This is a genomic window from Gaoshiqia hydrogeniformans, assembly GCF_049347105.1.
GTDB classification, from domain to species: Bacteria; Bacteroidota; Bacteroidia; order Bacteroidales; family Prolixibacteraceae; genus Gaoshiqia; species Gaoshiqia hydrogeniformans.
Genome location: NZ_CP186334.1, coordinates 3,632,047 through 3,650,253, shown reverse-complemented (window position 1 = coordinate 3,650,253; position 18,207 = coordinate 3,632,047). Strand labels below are relative to the sequence as shown.

9 protein-coding genes are annotated in these 18,207 nt (G+C 48.6%); all 9 read right to left on the bottom strand.

Annotated features, from left to right (window positions below):
• Positions 1 to 7: 7 nt before the first annotated feature.
• The 9 genes from ACOIT5_RS14645 to ACOIT5_RS14605 are packed head-to-tail and all read right to left on the bottom strand — an operon-like array spanning position 8 to position 18,207.
• Positions 8 to 3,679: an eCIS core domain-containing protein gene (locus ACOIT5_RS14645; RefSeq protein WP_423126905.1), complete on the bottom strand. Its 3,672-nt coding sequence runs from the start codon at positions 3,677 to 3,679 to the stop codon at positions 8 to 10.
• An 18-nt stretch (positions 3,680 to 3,697) separates the two neighbouring features.
• Positions 3,698 to 4,048, bottom strand: coding sequence for a hypothetical protein (locus tag ACOIT5_RS14640; protein ID WP_423126904.1), 351 nt, complete (start codon positions 4,046 to 4,048; stop codon positions 3,698 to 3,700).
• Complete coding sequence (locus ACOIT5_RS14635) at positions 4,045 to 5,910, bottom strand: eCIS core domain-containing protein (RefSeq protein ID WP_423126903.1); 1,866 nt, start codon at positions 5,908 to 5,910, stop codon at positions 4,045 to 4,047. The genes ACOIT5_RS14640 and ACOIT5_RS14635 overlap by 4 nt, the downstream gene beginning before the upstream one ends.
• Before the next feature lie 24 nt (positions 5,911 to 5,934).
• Positions 5,935 to 7,428, bottom strand: a complete 1,494-nt coding sequence (locus ACOIT5_RS14630) for a contractile injection system tape measure protein (protein WP_423126902.1) — start codon at positions 7,426 to 7,428, stop codon at positions 5,935 to 5,937.
• A complete protein-coding gene (locus ACOIT5_RS14625; RefSeq protein ID WP_423126901.1) occupies positions 7,412 to 11,632 on the bottom strand; it encodes a PKD domain-containing protein in 4,221 nt (1,406 codons plus the stop codon). The genes ACOIT5_RS14630 and ACOIT5_RS14625 overlap by 17 nt, the downstream gene beginning before the upstream one ends.
• Before the next feature lie 10 nt (positions 11,633 to 11,642).
• Positions 11,643 to 14,348, bottom strand: a complete 2,706-nt coding sequence (locus ACOIT5_RS14620) for a hypothetical protein (protein WP_423126900.1) — start codon at positions 14,346 to 14,348, stop codon at positions 11,643 to 11,645.
• Positions 14,336 to 17,491, bottom strand: a complete 3,156-nt coding sequence (locus ACOIT5_RS14615; protein WP_423126899.1) for a baseplate J/gp47 family protein — start codon at positions 17,489 to 17,491, stop codon at positions 14,336 to 14,338. The genes ACOIT5_RS14620 and ACOIT5_RS14615 overlap by 13 nt, the downstream gene beginning before the upstream one ends.
• Positions 17,492 to 17,502: 11 nt before the next feature.
• Positions 17,503 to 17,913: a GPW/gp25 family protein gene (locus ACOIT5_RS14610; protein WP_423126898.1), complete on the bottom strand. Its 411-nt coding sequence runs from the start codon at positions 17,911 to 17,913 to the stop codon at positions 17,503 to 17,505.
• A gap of 3 nt (positions 17,914 to 17,916) precedes the next feature.
• Positions 17,917 to 18,207, bottom strand: a complete 291-nt coding sequence (locus ACOIT5_RS14605; RefSeq protein WP_423126897.1) for a PAAR domain-containing protein — start codon at positions 18,205 to 18,207, stop codon at positions 17,917 to 17,919.

The following is an 18,207-nucleotide window of genomic DNA, read 5'->3' as shown; positions in this document are numbered from 1 at the left end:
ATACAATTTAATCAAAAATGCGGTCTTTTATATCTCTTGCCAGTCCTTTTGCCATTTCCACCACATCGAGGTCCGGATAAATCACCTCAATATCGTCAAACGACATATCAAAGGGTTCGCCTTCGCGGTAATGCACCGGGAATACGATTCCAAACTGAATGTCGGGTCCCCAGGAGAACGAAACCAAGTTGTAGCGCCATGTTTTGGAGATCGTCTTCACCCACAGATCGAGGCTGGCGCGGGCAAAGGCATTTATATCGAAGGTAAACTTGGGGTTCACGGTAATTCTTCCGGTCGCATCGAGCGCCAGGCCGGTTTGCGGGCTCCAGTTTACATCCACCTCGGCTGCCGCCTCCCCTTCCAGTCCAAGGGTGCCGGCAATTTCAATGCCTCCGGTCAAACTGGCAATTCCCACGCTGACGCCCAGCCCCAGGTCTCCCCTCAGGGTAAGTCCGGCATCGGCAGGAATGGCAAACTCGCCATGCCCGGTAATCGTTGTTTCCTCTTCGCGGTCGGGATTGTAAGTCACATCGGCATACAAATCCCGGAGTTGTCCAGGCCCGAAACCGGCTGAGAAATCCAGTCCTCCGGTGATCCGTGCAACCAGCCCAATGCTTCGGGGCCCGATCGGGATGGCAAAAATGGGTATTTCAATCGCCGGGACGGTAAACAGGTTGCGGTCGATGGATCTCCGGTCGAACACATCGACGCTGCTTGGCAAACCAATCCGTCCGGTCACCTCAATCTCGCCGTTTGGAAGGAAATTCACCCCGGCGGTGGCCTGTAGCCAGGGGGTAAGCGTTAAGGTGAGGCTGCCTCCGCCATACACCCGCATCGTATCGTCGGGATCGCCCGAAGGCTGCCCGTCGTCGCCGATAGTCCGGTTGGTGGCGCCGATGTTGACGGTACCCGAAAGCATTCCCCGGCTGTAAGCTGCCGAGCCTTCAATGGTCAGCGCCCCGTTATCGTAAGTCACCGTGAGCGAACTGTCAACTCCTGGAATGTCGGGTTCGGCCGTACCCGAAACCCGGACGTTGTATCCTTCTTCGCCGTTTTGTTTTGAAATGGTCGCCGAAACGCTTCCGCTCCTGATTCCGGGAATGTCTTCACTCAACTGGAATTCGCCGCCGATGGAGAATCCTTCGTTGCTGTATGTGACTTCCATATTTCCCCGCCGGATACCCGGAATATCCAGTTCTGCTTCGCCCGAAGCCGAGAATGTATTTTCGCTGTATGTTGCCGTGATGGTTGCGTTTTTAACGCCCCTGATTTTGCCTTCGGGGATGCCAATGGTCCCGCCAATGGTCCAGATATTGTCTTTGTATTCGACATTGATTCGGGCGGGGTCGAACAGTTCGGAATCGAAGTTAAAAGCGCCTTCCAGCTCAAAACCGCCCGATGTGGAAGCAGCCGCGCCGATATGGCCTTCGCCAACATGGTCGATACCGAAATCGACCCGGCCTTCGATGCCAAGACCGTCTGTAATTGAAAGGAAAAGTGTAAGGCTTGACTCCCTGATTTCAAAAGGGCTGGGAAAATTAAAATCGCCTGCAGTAAACGTTTTACTCACTCGAATATCTCCATTTCTAATCAACAAATCCAAGCTGCAATCTTCAATTAATCCTAATGTCGGATTTACTTTTCCATTTATTGTAATCCCATTGGCATCATCGAAACGGGCAGAGTTAAACTCAACCGGGCTGAATTTCTTGATACCGAACCCGTCAAGAGCGTATTGTTGTAGAAAAAATTTATCCACTTCAATGTATCCTGCAAACTGTGCCCCCGAAAAGCGGTTTATGGCCAGTGTTTCAGAAGCTACAGCTTCTGCGACAGGGTTATTTTTCAGCTCAATTTGAAAAGTTCCTAAGGTAGGCGTTTGCTCGCTCCCATCATCTGTATTAAAACTTTTTGCAGTGATAACCCAAGGATTTAACCATAGCCTTTCATCGCGTACTACACTTTCATTGTTATTAAATCTTTTACCTACACCTCCTGCAGCAAAAGGGAAAACCATTACTGCCCTTGCTGATCCTAAATCGCTTAAAAATTCTCTTTGGATATTTACGCTGTTTGACAGGTGATTCCCTGATCTTATATCATCCGATGTCCAACTACTAGGTGACTCAGAGGCACTTGATCCTGCATCCCTAACAGCCTGCTGAAATTCCATATCCAAATTTTGCATCACTGCATCGGCATTTCTCAAACTACTTCTGACATCAGGATTTCTTGGATCCCTTTCATGTTCGCCAATTTTGGCTGCAATCGACCTTATTGTCCGCTGAATGCTAAAACCTGCGTTTCTGTTCGAATCCTCATTCAGCAACCAAAGGTTTTCCAAATTATTTTCGCCACCAAGTTGAAGTTCCTTTTTATGATCGACCTGAAACCATCTTCCCCTGCCATTACTCCTCCATGAAGGAATAGTAAGTTCTCTTTGCATGGCAGGCTTATTCCCGATTATTCTTCTTAATCTTCCTCCATTACCATCAGGAGTGCGGAGGATATTCGTTTCGTTGGCATCAACAATTCCTTTCGATTCAACAAATGATGATATCCCCGATGAATTTTCCAATCCGGATTTCCATAAGTCCAACTGATCATTTGGCTGACCACTCCTGTTGTAGTTCTTTGGGCGGGTAAATGAACCGGAATGGAATTGTACTTTAACCGGAACCAAGGGTAATTTTGATATTGTGATTTTATCTGAAGATGGAATCGTTACATCAAACTGACCTTTATTGGGAAGACTAAATGAAAATTCGTCCCTGTTATAGCCGCTTCCCCCTTCCGTATCCTCCTCCTTCTGTATCATCTTCGGTTGCACCGAAGCCCCCTGCTGTACGGTATGGGTCAGCTCGTGGGCGATCAGGTGCCGGCCGGATGTTGATTCCGGGTTAAATTTTCCTTCGTTGAAATAAATATCGTTCCCGTGGGTAAAAGCCTGCGCCCCCACCGCCTTGTTCATCTGGACGGCCGGCGAACCGGTGTGGACACGCACCTGGCTAAAATCGGCGCCAAAACCCGCCTCCATCTGGCTTTTCACGCCACCGGGCAAAGGTGAACCGTTGCCTTTACTGTTGCTCAGACTGCTTTCAAAACCGGGTGGAGTTTCATTGTTTCCATCGGACTTAAACTGAACGGGTTCCTGCTCTTTCTTTTGTAACTTTTCGTCATTTTTCTCAATATTCCCGGTAATCTCTTCCTCAACAGGCTGCGCCTGCAGGCTATCTTCGTCCTCTTCCTGCTTCTGAACGACATTCCCCGTTTTCTCCGCGATAAAATTTTCTTCTTCCGTGGGCTGCTGCTGAATTATTTCCTCTTCATCTTCCGACTGGCTTTGTATCAGTTCATCCTCTTCAACAGGCTGCATCTGCATCGTTTCCTCTTCTTCCTGTTTCTGAAGGACGGGGGTAATGCTTTCGGCCGGGGATTTATGCTGAACCGCAGTTGAATGCCCCGAACTAACGGCCGGAGAAACGGCAGGCGAAAAAAAAGTTTGATTTTCCGTTTGTGGATGGTTAACCACCTGATCGGCTATATGGTCGGCCTCCGCTTCATATTTGTCGCCGGGCCGGCCGACATGCAGACGGGGCTGAAAAAACGGTATATTCGTTAAACCCAACCCGGAGGATGAAGCATGAGAAGCAGATTTTTTTTCTTTCGGAGCAAACATAGCGGCTATTTTGTCATATTATACCGGACCTTTCAACACTCTCACCGTTTGTTTCAATATCACTGATTTCCAATGCAATTCCAGCAGATACGTCCCGGGAGCTTCAAACAAAGCCTTGCCCAACGGCCACTGTACCGATTTTTGTTTTCCCGGAGGAACACTGAAATTGACGATCGTTCCGTTTTGCACCGCTAAATCCCAGGCAATATTCCGTTTTGAGTTGACATACAATCTTGTTTTTGATACATCAAAATGAAGCTCAACCGGCTCGTTATTAACAACATCCATCCCGATGCGAAAATCCGGAAAATCTTTTCGTTCAATGGTATTTGAACTGACCAGGAGTTCTATTTGTAGCTCATCCGTCATACAGAAATTACAGTATTATTGATAAACCGGATAACAAACGCTCCTGCTTTGGTAATCATCATGGTTCCGCCCGGGAACATGGTAAAAGCCTGCACCGTATTAGTAAACACCCTTCCCTGCGCATCCGATTCACCGTCGATTTTGTAGCGGTTGGGGATGACCCATTCGAATGTTCCGAAAGAAAAAGGCGGGGGTACTTCCTCCCAGGCTGCGTGGTCGCGCAAACCGGTGTTGTTGTCGTTGAACGGCAGATAATCGGGATTTGGGTTATGGAAGATCGTTGCGGCGGCAAACTGGTTAAAATAACCCGAAACATTGGTTGCCGGCCCGGGAACTTCGAGCCATTGGGTGCGTCCGAAATTGACATTCAAGGGGTTAACCGTCACATCGGTGATCATACAGGCGCCGGCGGTACCGGCGGGGATGGCATCGCGCGTTGCCACTACCATGCTTAACGCATCAGGCGCAATCACGGTAAAGGGAACGACCCGGGTTCCTCCCGGCGTTGTGAGCGTAATCGTCGGGGCGGCTGCCACCGGCGGCGCTTCCCAAACAACGTTGGCCCCGGTATCTAACCCGATAATACGGCCATCAGAAACCGACCAGGTACCACTGGTATCGGCCGTAAAGCGTACACGTTCGCCGACTCCGACAACTTGCCTGGTATCGGGACTTCCGTCGGGAGCGCTTTTGATGGTTTCCGATGTGATGGCTGGCGGATTTACCGGAGGGGGAACAACCGGAATTGGCGGAGGCAGGGCTGGCGCTCCGCCCGAAAATAACGCGTCGAGGGCCGACATGGTATTGGGACCCAATATTCCGTCGGCCGATAAGGTCGAAGCCCGCTGAAAATCCCGCAGTGCGCTTCGGGTTTCGTTTCCAAAAATACCATCCACCCCAAAGCGGGGCAGCGGAAATCCGGCATCGACCAAGGCCTGCTGCACAAGCGATACCGCCGGTCCGCTGTCGCCGACCCGCAGCAACTGCTCGTTATCCAGACAAGCTTCCAGCACGGCATCGCCCGAAAAACGGGCCGCCGTCAGGTCGTGTCCGTCGCCAATGGTAAACTGTAAATTAACAGGAATCGCCCCGGTTTGCTGGATTGTATGCGTTAACTCGTGCGCCAGCAAATGTTTTCCTTCATTCGAATCGGGCCTGTATTTTCCTTCATTAAAATAAATGTCGTTTTTATGGGTAAAGGCCTGCGCGCCCAGTTCCTTACTCAGTTGCACCGCTTTCGAATCGGTGTGGATATTAACCTTGCTGAAATCGGCACCGAACCCGCGCTCCATTTCATGCCGGGTGGCAGTATCCATCTTATTCCCGTTTCGCCCACTGTTTTTCAGTTTATGCTCGGTTGAAGGACTTGCCATCACTCCGCCGTTCGGTTTTGCCTGCACTTCTTCCTCTTCTTCCACCTGTCCTTCTGTAAACTTGTCCTCTTCGGGACCTTCGACACCCTGTCCTTGCTGAGCCTGAATTTCTTCCTCTTCGCCAAGCGCCTGCATTTGAGCGATCTCCTCTTCTTCTTCCTGTTTTTGAATGTCTCCGAATTGTTTTTGCAGCTGCTCTTCCGTTTCATCCGGTTGCTTTTGCACCAGCGGACTTATGGTTTCTGCCAGCGGATTTTCCAAAACAGGCCCGGCAGACAGCCTCTGAACAGGATTCGGATTTCCGGTATCAAAAAAATGCGGAGCAGGTGATTCTGACCGGTTTACCACTTTGTCGGCAACAGCGTCGGCTTCAACTTCATATTTATCGTCCGGTTCTCCCACCGATAACTTTGTTTGCAAACCAAAAAAGCCGGAAATACTCCGGGCGTTAAAAAAAGGAGAGCTCCGTCTGTCCCTCCATCTCTTCATGTTTACTCTCGTTTTCATAACGTACTACCAATCAACATACAACAAATCTTTTCTCCACGGCAATTTTACCAGCGAAAGGTTCCACGCCAGTTTTTCCAGCAGCAGGTCCTGGGCTTTACGTTCAACAACCAGCCTGAAGCGGTTTTCTTTTTCCCGGATCAACTTTCCGTTTCGCTGCAGAAACAGTTGACGTAAACCGTCGGGGGACGTATTTTTAAGAGCAGGCCAGTTTTTGATGACTTCGTTCAGCAGGATTTTTGCTTCATTCCTGATTTTAGCGGTCAGTTTGCTTCGTTTTTGGACAGGCATTCCGGGAGGTATTCCGCACAGAAATTTCTCCAGGACCAGATTCCCTTCAAAAAAGTCCTCATTCTCTGTTGCCAGGTAATGCAAGCTTTGCACCGCCACCGCCAGTTTTTCGGATCGAATATGATTCTGCCCGTCGGTAAGACTAATCTGTTTAAAAAATTGTTTCAGGAAGGGGTGAACCAGTATTAATCCGGCATTCGGGACAGCGATTTCCTGAATCTCATCCGGTTTTTTGCTGACCGTTGCCTCCCTGTTTTCGCGGCGACCGGAAGGATGAGTTTCGATACCCGGATCTCCTTTTCCTGAAATTCCCGGCAATCTTTGGCTGATGATCGCCTGAATTTGTTTGTTTGAAATGACCTTTTTGGGAACGGTAAGGATGATCAGGTGGCTCAACACGTCGGGCAGACTGGAAACCGCCGGACGACGATCGTTTTTTTCCTTCAGCTTTTCAAAATTCCGTTGAATCGATGATACCACCCTGGTTGTTTCCTGTTGTGTTGAAATGGTAAAAAGCATCAGCAGCAGCTCATTTCTGATTTCGGCATTCAGCTTACGGGTCATTTTCAGCAAATCGCGTTCAAAATTGACGAGAACAGGATTGATTTTGGACAGAAATGCCAGAATCATTTCGGTCGGAAATTGCCAGACAAACCGCTGAAACATCCAATTATACTCAAGTGTCAAAGCTTTCAGCTTACTGACGAATGCCTTATTGGCAAAAAACTTTTCCCAATTTTCTTTTTTCTCCAGTTCACGGATTTGTTGTTCCACACCGTACCAGGGATAACAGCCGTTTTTCAGAAAATAGAAGAAGATTTCGGCGTAATTCTCCGTCACCGAAAGACTACGAACCCGGATATCCTCCTGATTGATGACCGAAAAAACGGGCTTCCCCGATTTGAAATCAATTTGGATGGACGACTTCAGCCGCTTGTCCAGGCGGTCGGTTAAATCCAGTTTCAACTGGCTGGTATTTGTCCAGTCGCTTACCGACAGGTCAATGAGCAGTTCGTCGAAGCGCAAAATGGCATCAGGCAGGTCATATTCAGCGAAAAGCTTTTCCAGCAAAGGACTCAGTTCCCTGTTAAAAAATGAGTCAATGCTGTTTTTGATCGCATGAGCCGTATCGATACGGCTGGTATTGACCTCCAGAATTAATTTCTCGATGATATGACTCGTTTCGTTCATCTTAGACCAGGTTTTCATTCAAAATGATTTCAACATGTTTCAGGACTATTTCCAGATCTTTCACCCTCACGATATACATTTTCAGAAAGTCCCTTAAGCTTTCAGAAAACTCTACCTGTCTCTCTTTCAACATCTTCAGCATATCCAGGATGACATCAAAAACCTGTTGGATAAATTCAGCGGTTTCTTTAACCACCGAGGGATCCTGACATCCCAGGATGTGATAGAACAACTGCAATTGTAGCCGGAACAGCTCAAGCATCCGGGGATATTCTTCCTTGTTTTCTTCGGGATGAAGCCGGGCGATTATTTCGGCTGTCTCGGACAATAAACCGATAAATAAATCGGGCAACATCGGATTGTTCTTTCCCGAAAGGAAATTGTCGATGTCGTTGAGTACCCCGTTGCCAAATGTTCCCGATCCTCCGTATAACTCCATTGTCTTCAACCAGATCGGATGAACAAAGTCGGAATCGAAGTCGAGCCCGCTCAGCCTTTTTTGGTCAACCAGCAGAGCGCCTTTGGTTTCGTCGATACACTGATTGGCCGGTTCTTCTTCAAACCTGGTTTCGAAACTGACCGTACCCGAGTCGGCTGAGCCGCAGAACTGGCTAATAGCAGCCAGGCCGACCCGCCAGCCGGTCGGGCTGTTTGGCGTTAAGCCAATGACCACCGGGCTCGAATCACTTCGTTCAAGTTTATCACCGTTGATATTCCAGATGTAGCTGTTGGCCCCAGTCGAATTGTTTGTCAGGATCAACTGGTTACCAAGCTGCTCGTGGCTGAATGCAGCCACAGGAGCCTGATGCACGGTTACAAGCAGGCCCGAAGGCGCACCGTTTAATACAAACTCAACCGGGCCGGGCCCCGCGATTGCCGGAATAAAGACGAACGTTCCGGAAGTATTTTGTTGTACGCCTTTTCCTTCAATTTTAGCCTGTGCGCCTGCCGGAGTGATTTCGAACGGATAATTGGTTTTGTCGTTTTCACAGAAATCGGAATCCTTTAAACTGATCTTTGTATCTTCCATTTTAAAGACGATTTCGTGTTCAACGGTAGCATGGCAAACACCGTTTGGAGCCGTCACCGTAAGCGAAACGATGACTTTGTTTTCATTATTTACCGGCAGCCGGTACGTGTGCGTCGGATTCCGTTCGGTTGACAGGTTGTCGTCGCCAAAACTCCACAGAAAGCTTGCTCCATCCAGGTTCCCGGTTGGAACGAAGGTGATGGTGGTCTCGGAAACAGGCGATTCGGGGACTTCAAAATCAAACTGAACAGCCCGGTACACGGTTATTTCGGTTTGCGTGATCTGGTCGTTCACCGTAAAGCGGATGGTTTTACCCAACATCTCATCAGGGAAGGTTTCCGGGTCGAACGACAGCTTATTTCCTTCGATGGTCATTCCTTCCGTTTCCGGATTGGCTTTAATGACGCCGTCGTCAGGAGAAACTTCAAAGAGAAGCGGGCTGACATCTTTTCCCAGGCAGAAATGATCCTGCTCCAAACGCAATGAAACAGGTTGCCGGGGTACAATAAAGTTAACCGGGGCACAATCGGAACAACACATATACGGAAGCGAAAAATCGGCAACCACCGTATTGTCGGGCACATCGGCAGCCGGGATCACCTGCCCCCTTATTCCGGCTAATTCCACCCTTTCGGCCACCGGCAAGTTACCGACGGAGGTTTCGGTTGAAACCAGATGGGTCAGGTTTGTTGAAATGCGGCTTACCGAAAGCGATGCCGCCGAGGTGAGCAATTCCCTTGAGGCGGCTGCAAGTCCGGCAGGAGCTGTTCCCGGTGTTGGTTGAACTTTATTTAAATAAACCAGAATAAAGGTACCTCCCGGTTCTACGCCGGCTTTATGCTCAGCACCGGGATGTTTATCGATGAATTTTGAAAGTTGTAAGCGGATGATGATGGCTTCTTTCCGTTTATTGATTTCATCGAGTAAAATTTCCAGTTTCTTCGCCGAACAGCAAATAGACGAAAGCTGGATAATCAACACCTGCATCAAGGCTTTCAGGGTCGACGAAAGCTCCAGGTTTTGATAACTGGTTTTCAGGCGTTTTACCCTGACACAAAGTTCTTCCATCGTCAGCTTGTAAGTGTTCACTGCGGCAATGTTCACATCCCGGATGAGCCCGGGCATTTTTTGCGACAACACGTGGGTGTAGGCCATTAACTCGATCGACCCGTCAATTACAAATTTCTTTATTTCGGGCTGTTCTTTCCAGGCATCGGTATTTACCGCGTCGGCAACCAGGAAATTCGCCCTGGCAATAATGTCGTTCACCGAACCTCCTTTGGTTTCCTCCAGCGCGGCCTTCATCACCTTCCCCAAGGCGTCGTTGTCGAGGGTCAGGTTGTCGACGATGACATTGCTTTTGGCTGAACTGATCAGCTTGTATGCGGAAATATCCAGCAGTTGGGCGCTTTCTTTCGTTCCCGTTGTTGTTCCGGATGACAAACCGGACACAAAACCGACCGAAGCGTCAGACAAACGTGAGCTTGCCAGTCTTCCTGCCGCCAGCGATTCTTTCACATTGGCTCCCGGCAGAGCAACACTAAAACCCGAAAAGAAGCTGGCTACCTGCCCCAGGATACATTCCTGCTCGGTTGTCCAGGCTTTCAGCAATACATTCAAATCTTCAAATTCGCATTCGTAGTCATCAACATTAAGAGTTTCCTGGTTCATGTTCAACGATAAGGCTTTGACATCGAACGACAAACCGTATTTCCGTTTCAGGCTGTCAATTTCCTCCAGCGCCTTGCGGTAATCTTTTCCCTGGTGCCCTTCAATCCGGTAAAAATCAAAGCGGTCGGTGTTATACAACAAGGGTTCCTGCACGTGAGGGATCGGCGCCAGGGCTGATCGATGATAGGATAAATTTGTTTTTTCCGCCTGTTTTTTTGTTTTAAAGAAGTTCCAACGAGTCAGAAAATCGTCCTTCAACTCGTAATAAAACGGGATAGCCCTGAAACCCAGGTCCGGTAATTTATTGGATGGGGTGATCCGGGTTTCGCCCGTTGTTGTTTTAAAATCGGAAATAAGCCGGAACAGCCGCAACGCCAGGGTCCGGCATTGTTCAACACGACTGGTTCCGCCGTTGAGAATGGGCGAAGCATAAAACTGATGCCGGTAGTTCTTCAGGTCATCTTCGGTTTCGTCCAGGCACCCCAGCATCAGGTGTTTGGGAAAGGCATGGATATCGGGGCAACATTCCTCTTTCAGCGAAAGCAGCAAGGATTTAATTTCGTTGTAGGTATCGGTAATGTCTTTGATACAATCGTACCGGTACTGGATGTTAAACGGAACGCTGTATGGTCCGAAATTAACGATGCTTTTTAGTTTGGCCAGGTAGTTATCGAGGGCCGACGATGAAATATTTAATTTCAGAACCGGCTCAAACGCATTAGCCATTTTGCTGATTCCCTCTGTCAGGCCGGCAATCAAATTCGTGTTTTGTACCAGCGCCGTATGGTATGCCCGTTTCAGTTCGTTGTAGTTCGAGGTATTTAACTGGCTCAGCACCACCCGAGGAACGGCAACGGGCGGAAGGTTAACCGCCACATCATCCTGATTGTGTTTTGAATAGATGGAATCGATCGAGGCGATATAAGCGGCATCGGCTTTGGAAACCAGCAACACCCTAAGCCGGGCCACCTGCTCAACGCCCTGGCTGTCGCAGTCGATGGCCGTACACAGGTCTCCCTCTTTGGCATACGACTCGAGGTACAACAGCACCACTTTATTTTTCAGGTCGGGCAGCGTATTCAGCGGCTTGGTCGTTTCAGATTCCCCGGGCAGGATCTCCCATAAGTCCAGCGGTTCTTCCTGTACATTCCCGTCGATGGTGACCAGTCGTTTAAAAAAGTGGTAGTTGGCCAAATGATCTTCGAATTTCTTCACCCACGCGTATTCAATCTTTTCCAGATCGATGGATTTCAAGCCTGTGCCGGTCAGGTTCCCGTACAGATTGATCAGATCGCCATCGGTGGTGACACCCGCTCCCTGGCTAATCGTTACCGACGGTTTGGCCGGGTCGAACCTGAGCCTGAAGCCGCACACCAGGCCAACTCCGCTCAAAAAGATCCGGGACAGGCGATCCTGATCTTCAAAATAACTGATAAACTCATTCAACTGGTCCTTGGTTAACACCTGGTCGTCGACAAATGTATGGTACTGGGTACTGATTTGGACTAATTTTGCTGCCATAACGTTTTAATTAAAGGTTTCCAATATTGGTGCGGCCAAGGATGATCCTGCCTGCCAATTCATCATCTTCATCATCGCAATCAATTAATTTTCCGGATGGATAAACGGAGTTTAGCTTGCTGAGTATCTCTATGAATTCCTTCAGTTTCATTTCATCCTGAGCTTGCCCGGCATTGGTTTTTGCCAGCAGAAAGTCCTGATAGGCTTTTTCGAATAACAGCATATCATTTTCTTCGTCGGGTATTTTGCCCCGGCGGTGACCAATCCAGCAAATGCGGGGCAGGATGTGGGCCGGGAGTTCTTTCCGGATCAGGTCTTCCATAAATTCACGGAAATCCATGTTGGAAAACCGGTAGGTCCATCCCGGGAGTACAATGGTCACCCGGTACGAATACGGATCAACCGGCTCACAGCTTTCGCAGTTATCGGTGCAAACCGGCATAAACTGGTCGGGAGGAATATCCGTTTGGGTAACATCGGGGCGTAACAGGATGTGTTCAACCAGGAAAATACCTTCTTCGGTAAAAATGGTGGTCATAAAGGCAATGATTTCGAGGATGGCCTGCATCAGTTCTTCCTGGGTATTGTAATAGCTGTACTGCCGGGCAATAATACGCGCCGAACTGTTGGCCGGCGCTTCCAGGTTAATCACATCGAAGGAATATTTGCCGGTTTCAGAACGCTGAATTTCAAAATTTCCAACTTCATCTTCATCTTTGATCTCCTGTTTAAAGGCTTCGATAACCGTTTCCGGGGAGGTTTCAATAATCCGGATCATGGCCAGGTACATTTCTTTTTCAGCCAGCGATAAGGCCGGGTAATTTTCGGTAGCCGATAAAACAATGTTTCCAAACTGGTTCCTGATTCGCCAGCGATATACCTCTTTGTCGTCCGTTTCATCGGGGTCGTAAAATTCGACAAAAGAATCGGACAGGTTCCGGCGGTGATCGTTTTTCATGCCGGTGAGGCGGGCAATTCGTTTTTGCACCCCTGCCACATTGGATGTATCCCACAGTTCGGATACCGGTTGTTGGTAATAATTAAACGCGCTTCCCCGTTCGCGGCTGATCACCGGATACGCTTTCAGAAAATTTTCTTTAGCCAAAAGAACAGCCTGGTCGGCAAAACTGCCGTACAATTCTTTCATCAGAAAAGCAAAATCGCTGAACTTCTCGGCAAAGCGGGCGATCAAATGATCGAGTAATTTATTTTTCCGCTCAACCACATTGTCCAGCCCGCCAAACAACAGCTTAGTCAACTCTTCCGGATCGGTTGCCGGGTAGCCGGATACGATATCTTCGAAATCTTTCAGGTCGTTCACCGCTTGTATAAAATAGGTTGATTTCAGCTGGTTATCCACCGAAAGCAGGTCTTTTACCTTCGCCAGATGGGCAAAATAGCCCGCCAGGATCTGATCGAAAAACAAGAGGTAGGCCTTTAGCTGTTTTGCCTGCGACTTTCTGACGGTTTTAACGGTCGACGGCAAACCGGTCTGCCCGACTCCGTAGGTGTCGGGGAAATCGTTTTGAATGGTAGTCGTTTCGCCGGTTTGCAGGTAAATTCCTTCGGGCGTTTCGATTTCCATATCAACCCGGGCCAGCGCCTGTTCCAGGTTCTCCGCGTCTTCCATTTCGGCCAGGTAAGCCTCAACTTTCGATTGATTGATGTTGACCGGCAAAAGACTTTTATAGTAACTGAAAGCGCTGTCGGGGCAATGCACCGGTTTTTTACCTTCATCAATACAAATCAGCCAGCCATCGGCCTCATCGTCCGGATTCTGACAATCGGTCATGGAAATGTCTTTGATATTTTTCACCCCTTCAATATCCATGATCAGCTGAATGATATCCGACAGACGGACTTCGGTACGCAAGGTGGCTGCTTTCAGCTCATTAAAATCAAGGAAGCCGTGCTCAAGAACCGGACCTTCAAAGATTTCGGGCGACGTATAACCCTTGTCAAACATTTGTTTGAGCGAGTAAAATTTCACGGAAGGCGAAAAATAATCCGTGATGGCCCGCAATACCCGGGCATGGACCAACTCTTCATCCACCTCGGGAAACAATTCGATGCTCGCGCAGACAGCCACCGGATGGACCTCCACTTCGCTAATGTCGATTAAATCTTCACACAAGCTCCGGTTGGCGTGAAAGCGTTTTGTTATTTCATCTTTTACCTGGCTGATTTGTTCTGCCGTTTCAATCTCATCGTCAAAATCAACAATCACCAAATACAATCCTTTCAGAATAAATTCTTTTTTGAAATCCTCGTGTGTGGCGGCAAAATCCTCCGCATTATACGAAAGCCGGTCGTTTTTGCAATCAACATAAACCGTTTTTTTATAGGGTTTTAACCAGCAGTTTTTTACCCCCTCAATATCAATAAACAGCTTTCGGTAATCGAGTTCGGTAACCGGTTTGGAAGGTAAAATTTCTGACGCTTTGAAAAACTGCTCTTCAATTTTTTTTGCTGCCGGGCTCTCAGGGGCCAGCAGGTTTTCCATCGGCAAATCCATCCGCATCCCCAGATCGGTGATGGCATAACACAGCATTTCGAGGATGGTTATTCCGGGATCGTGCGAATTGTAATCTGTCCACAACCGGCCCGATAGCTGCTCGATATAGTTCTGGCCTTCCTTTCTCAAAAACGAATAATCCAGGTCGTTTTGGGCAGATACGTTTTTAGGGATGCTGATATGTTTGTTTAAGTCTGACATGTTTCTTTCGTTTCAGTGATGGTGGCACAACTTTTTATATTGGTGGTTAGCTGGTGTTGTCTGGCCGAAACAAGAATGGCTTTCGGGCACGAAGGCGCGACCCGCGCCAGGCTTATTTCGCCGTTTTTAATCAGTTTCACATCTTCCACATAGTCCACATATGTCAGTTTTTCGATGTAATTGATGACCACGCTCCGGTGCAGCGTGATGCCGAATTCGATGGCCGCAGTTTCTTCGAATGCCCAGGGCGAAAGCAACCTGGTGATATCTTCGTTCAACACTTTCAGGTAATAATTCTCATCGTAGCCCGTATGAAATTTCACCTTCAGGCTCACGGTAATTTCTTCGTAATCCGGGTTAATCACCTTTGCGTTTACATGCAGCGTGTTGAGTTGATTGATCTTATTTTGTATGGCATTCAGAGTAGCTCTGCTGACCCTCGGCTGGAAAATATCGAAGACATTTTTGTTCACAATGTCCGGAATCACCACGATCAGTACATCTCCGGGAGAAAGGAATGAGGTTTCGGACGAGTGGTTCAGGCATTTCACTTTATGCACCTCAGGAAATTGCTGCAAAATAATGTGCTCGTAATCCCACAGCGCGACGGCCCTGTTCTTATGACGCAGGCGTTCGCTCACCCTGCGGTAGTAGGCCTGGTCCGATTCTTCGGGGGCGCCGCCAAAGCTTGAAAACGGCTGCGATACGCCTTTGACGGTGGCTACACGCTGCACCAGTTTGGATATGGTTTTGGCTTCCAGCCCTTTCTCCAGGTGCAGAAAATCATTCCCGTCGGGTGCAAATTCAGCCGGAACGGCCTGTGCCAGAATCGCGATGGTTTTGCACACGGCATCATAATTCTTGTGGATTTTCACTTTTATCCAAACTAAACCGGCGGGCAGAAGGGTATGATCGTGTGTGGCATCGGCCGGAATGGAAAACTGAACAATCCCCGATTTCAGGAAATTGTCTGTTTGATTTGAAATCATGAAATTGGAATCGAGGCTTTTCCATTCATTTTGGCACAAAACCGACCACTCGGCTTTTTGTTTTCCGGTAAATGACTCGGCAAGCGGGTTTTCACTACCTTCCAAAACCTGAACCAGCAATGAAACCTGCTGCAGGTTTTCGGCCTGTTCGAGGCCGATATACAGTTCTCCGCCTTTACAATAGGCCGGAAGCAGCTTGATTTTTTTGTCGTCGGCCGTCAAAAAAATTAACCGACTTTTCAGCCAGGGATGCTCTTCGGATTGGCCAAACGGGTGCTCATGAAACAGGCTGACCGGATTTTGACGATACGCCTCTTCCTTCACTCCCAAATTCATGCCGGCTTCCGCTTCGTAGTTCAGGCTGATGCTGTCCACCATCGGGGTATAGGGTTCATTGGGGATCAGGGCATCTTTTTCCTCGCTGGTGAATGCCAGCGCATAAATCCGCGGGAATAACTCATGCAGAAACGACTGGTTGAGCGACAAACGCACCGGACCTTTCGTTCCGGCCTCGCCACCTGCGTTGGATACCTGGAAATTGGTTTGGTAGCTGCCATCTGAGGCTTTGGTAAACAAAGTCTTTGCCGGATCAACCGTTTGCCAGTCTTCTTTTTCCAGTATTTCAACGGCGGCTTTAAAATAAGCGTCGCTGGTAACGATCAGGTTATCCGGTTTCGAATTGAATTGCCAGAGCGTATCGCCAACGTTCTTAAAAAACATGGCCGTAATAAATTTTGACGGATTGGCCTGAAAGATGTAATCTGTTCGATAAGCATAGTACAGATTTTCAAAAGGATCAACACTGGCATTTGTGCTTTCCGGCGTATTTTTCCATTTTATCTCAACATCCAGGCTCTTCCAGCTTTTTTTGAAGAGCTCGGGATAGCTGATATAAAAATTTGACCGTTTAACGGGCTGCGTGCTGAACGGATAAAACGGCTTTTCGGCATTCAGTGTACCGATATCACTTTCAAGCGCCAGGCTTTTAATGCCGCGCACATGGACGTTTAGTGTCAGTTTTTTTATTTCGTGCGACACCAGGTTCCGGTACAAGTCAAATCCGCCTTCGTTTCCGGTTTTTATGAGGACACGGCACACCGGCTTTGTTGTTTGAAAGTTTTCGCCCAGCGTATCCGGCTGATAGCCCACCAGCGCACCTTCCTCTTTCGGCAGTTGAAAAGCAATTTTCAGTTTTTTTTGTCCGCTGTTCATCGAAGAAGTAAACAGCACATTTCCGCTCTCATCTTCAACCTGGGGCAATACTTGAAAGGGGCCAAGCCATCCTTTTTCGCCCGAACAATAAATGGCGATGTGATCCTGCAGCGCCTGGAACGGAACGGCATCCGGGCTTGAGGCAAAATCAACCGTAATCTGCACATTTCGCATTCCCTCCTGCAATTCGAGGATGGTTGACGCCAGGGCAAAGCCTGTTTTCGCATCGGCCAATTCGGGGTAAGCGGCATCGCCGTAATGACCGAAAGGCCACCATTTTACCTCATCATTCGGGAATGCGGCGTCGTTCCCGTCGTATGAATCGGCTTTATTGGCGGCTTTCATCTTTTTATGTACGTGATCGGTATAAACATTCTTCAGTTGGGCAACCCGGCTTTTGTTGGCAACCAGTTCTCCGGTTGTTTTATAAATCCGTTTTTTGCCGAGTGAATCTTTTCCGCCGTCCAGGGCGGTTTCGCGGCTAATCTTTTCGTCGGCCACATTTCGGGCCAGTTCGAAAATAAGATGGACCTTATCGGGGGTAGCCGGTAATTTTTCGATTTTCAATATCCGGCGGTAATAAAAATCAAGATGTCTTTTGGTCAACTTGTTAAACCGGTTTTTCGAAAATTCCAGCAGGCGTATAAAACTGACAAACAAAGCCAAATGCGGGTTTAAATTTTCGCCATCGTCGGCCAACTGCAGAAAATCATCCAGTTCTGAATCCGGTATAAAAAATCCCTCCCAGTTTCCTGACGGATTTACGGCATCAACCGGATCGAAATAATTTATGTGCCGCGCAAACCGGTACGCAAATGTCATCCACTCTTTCAGGTTGAAATCGTTCAGCTGAACCGATTCGGGATCCAACGCTTTAATAAAACGCTGCATCTGCCCGGAGCCTTCGCGCGCTGATAAGATATCTTTTCCGCAATTAGTCATATATCAATATGTTACAATTCATTTCCTTCCTCTTTGTAAAACGGGTAAACCATATTTCTCCGGGAGTTGGTTGTACGGATGGTGTAGTCGATGTTAATCAGCAATACGCCGCGCAACTCGTCGGAGGGGTCGATTTCAATTTTATTGACGTCAATTCGAGGTTCGTGATAGAGGATCGCTGTTTTAATCAAATCAACGATCCTGGTTTTTACAGTCAGATTCAAGGGGTTGAACAACAGTTCGTCGAGCTTGCAGCCGTAATCCGGAACCATGATGCGTTCTCCCAGGCGGGTTGACAAAAGGATTTCGAGGCTGCTCCGGATATCATCTTCATCTTCGAGCATAACCACGGCATTTGTTCCCTTACTAAATTCGGGCGGAAAACTCCAGCCCCTGCCAAGAAATGATCTGTTTGTTTCCATATGTTATCCTCCAATTAAAACGGTGGGGCATCCGGCTACGATAAGTCCGCCGTGTGCCGTTAAATCGCCCATACGGGCAGCCGGCATTCCGCCGATCAGTACTGTTGACGAACCCATGACAATGGAGTCGGGCGGCCCCGTACAGGTAGCCATATCGCCCACCCGGGCAGCCGGCATCCCGCCGATTAATACCGTGGGGTCGCCGGGAGGCAATACCGGCCCTCCCACATGGGGCACGGTACCTGTCACCATCGGGCAGGTGTGCATATCGGTTATTCGTGCGGCTGCTCCCAT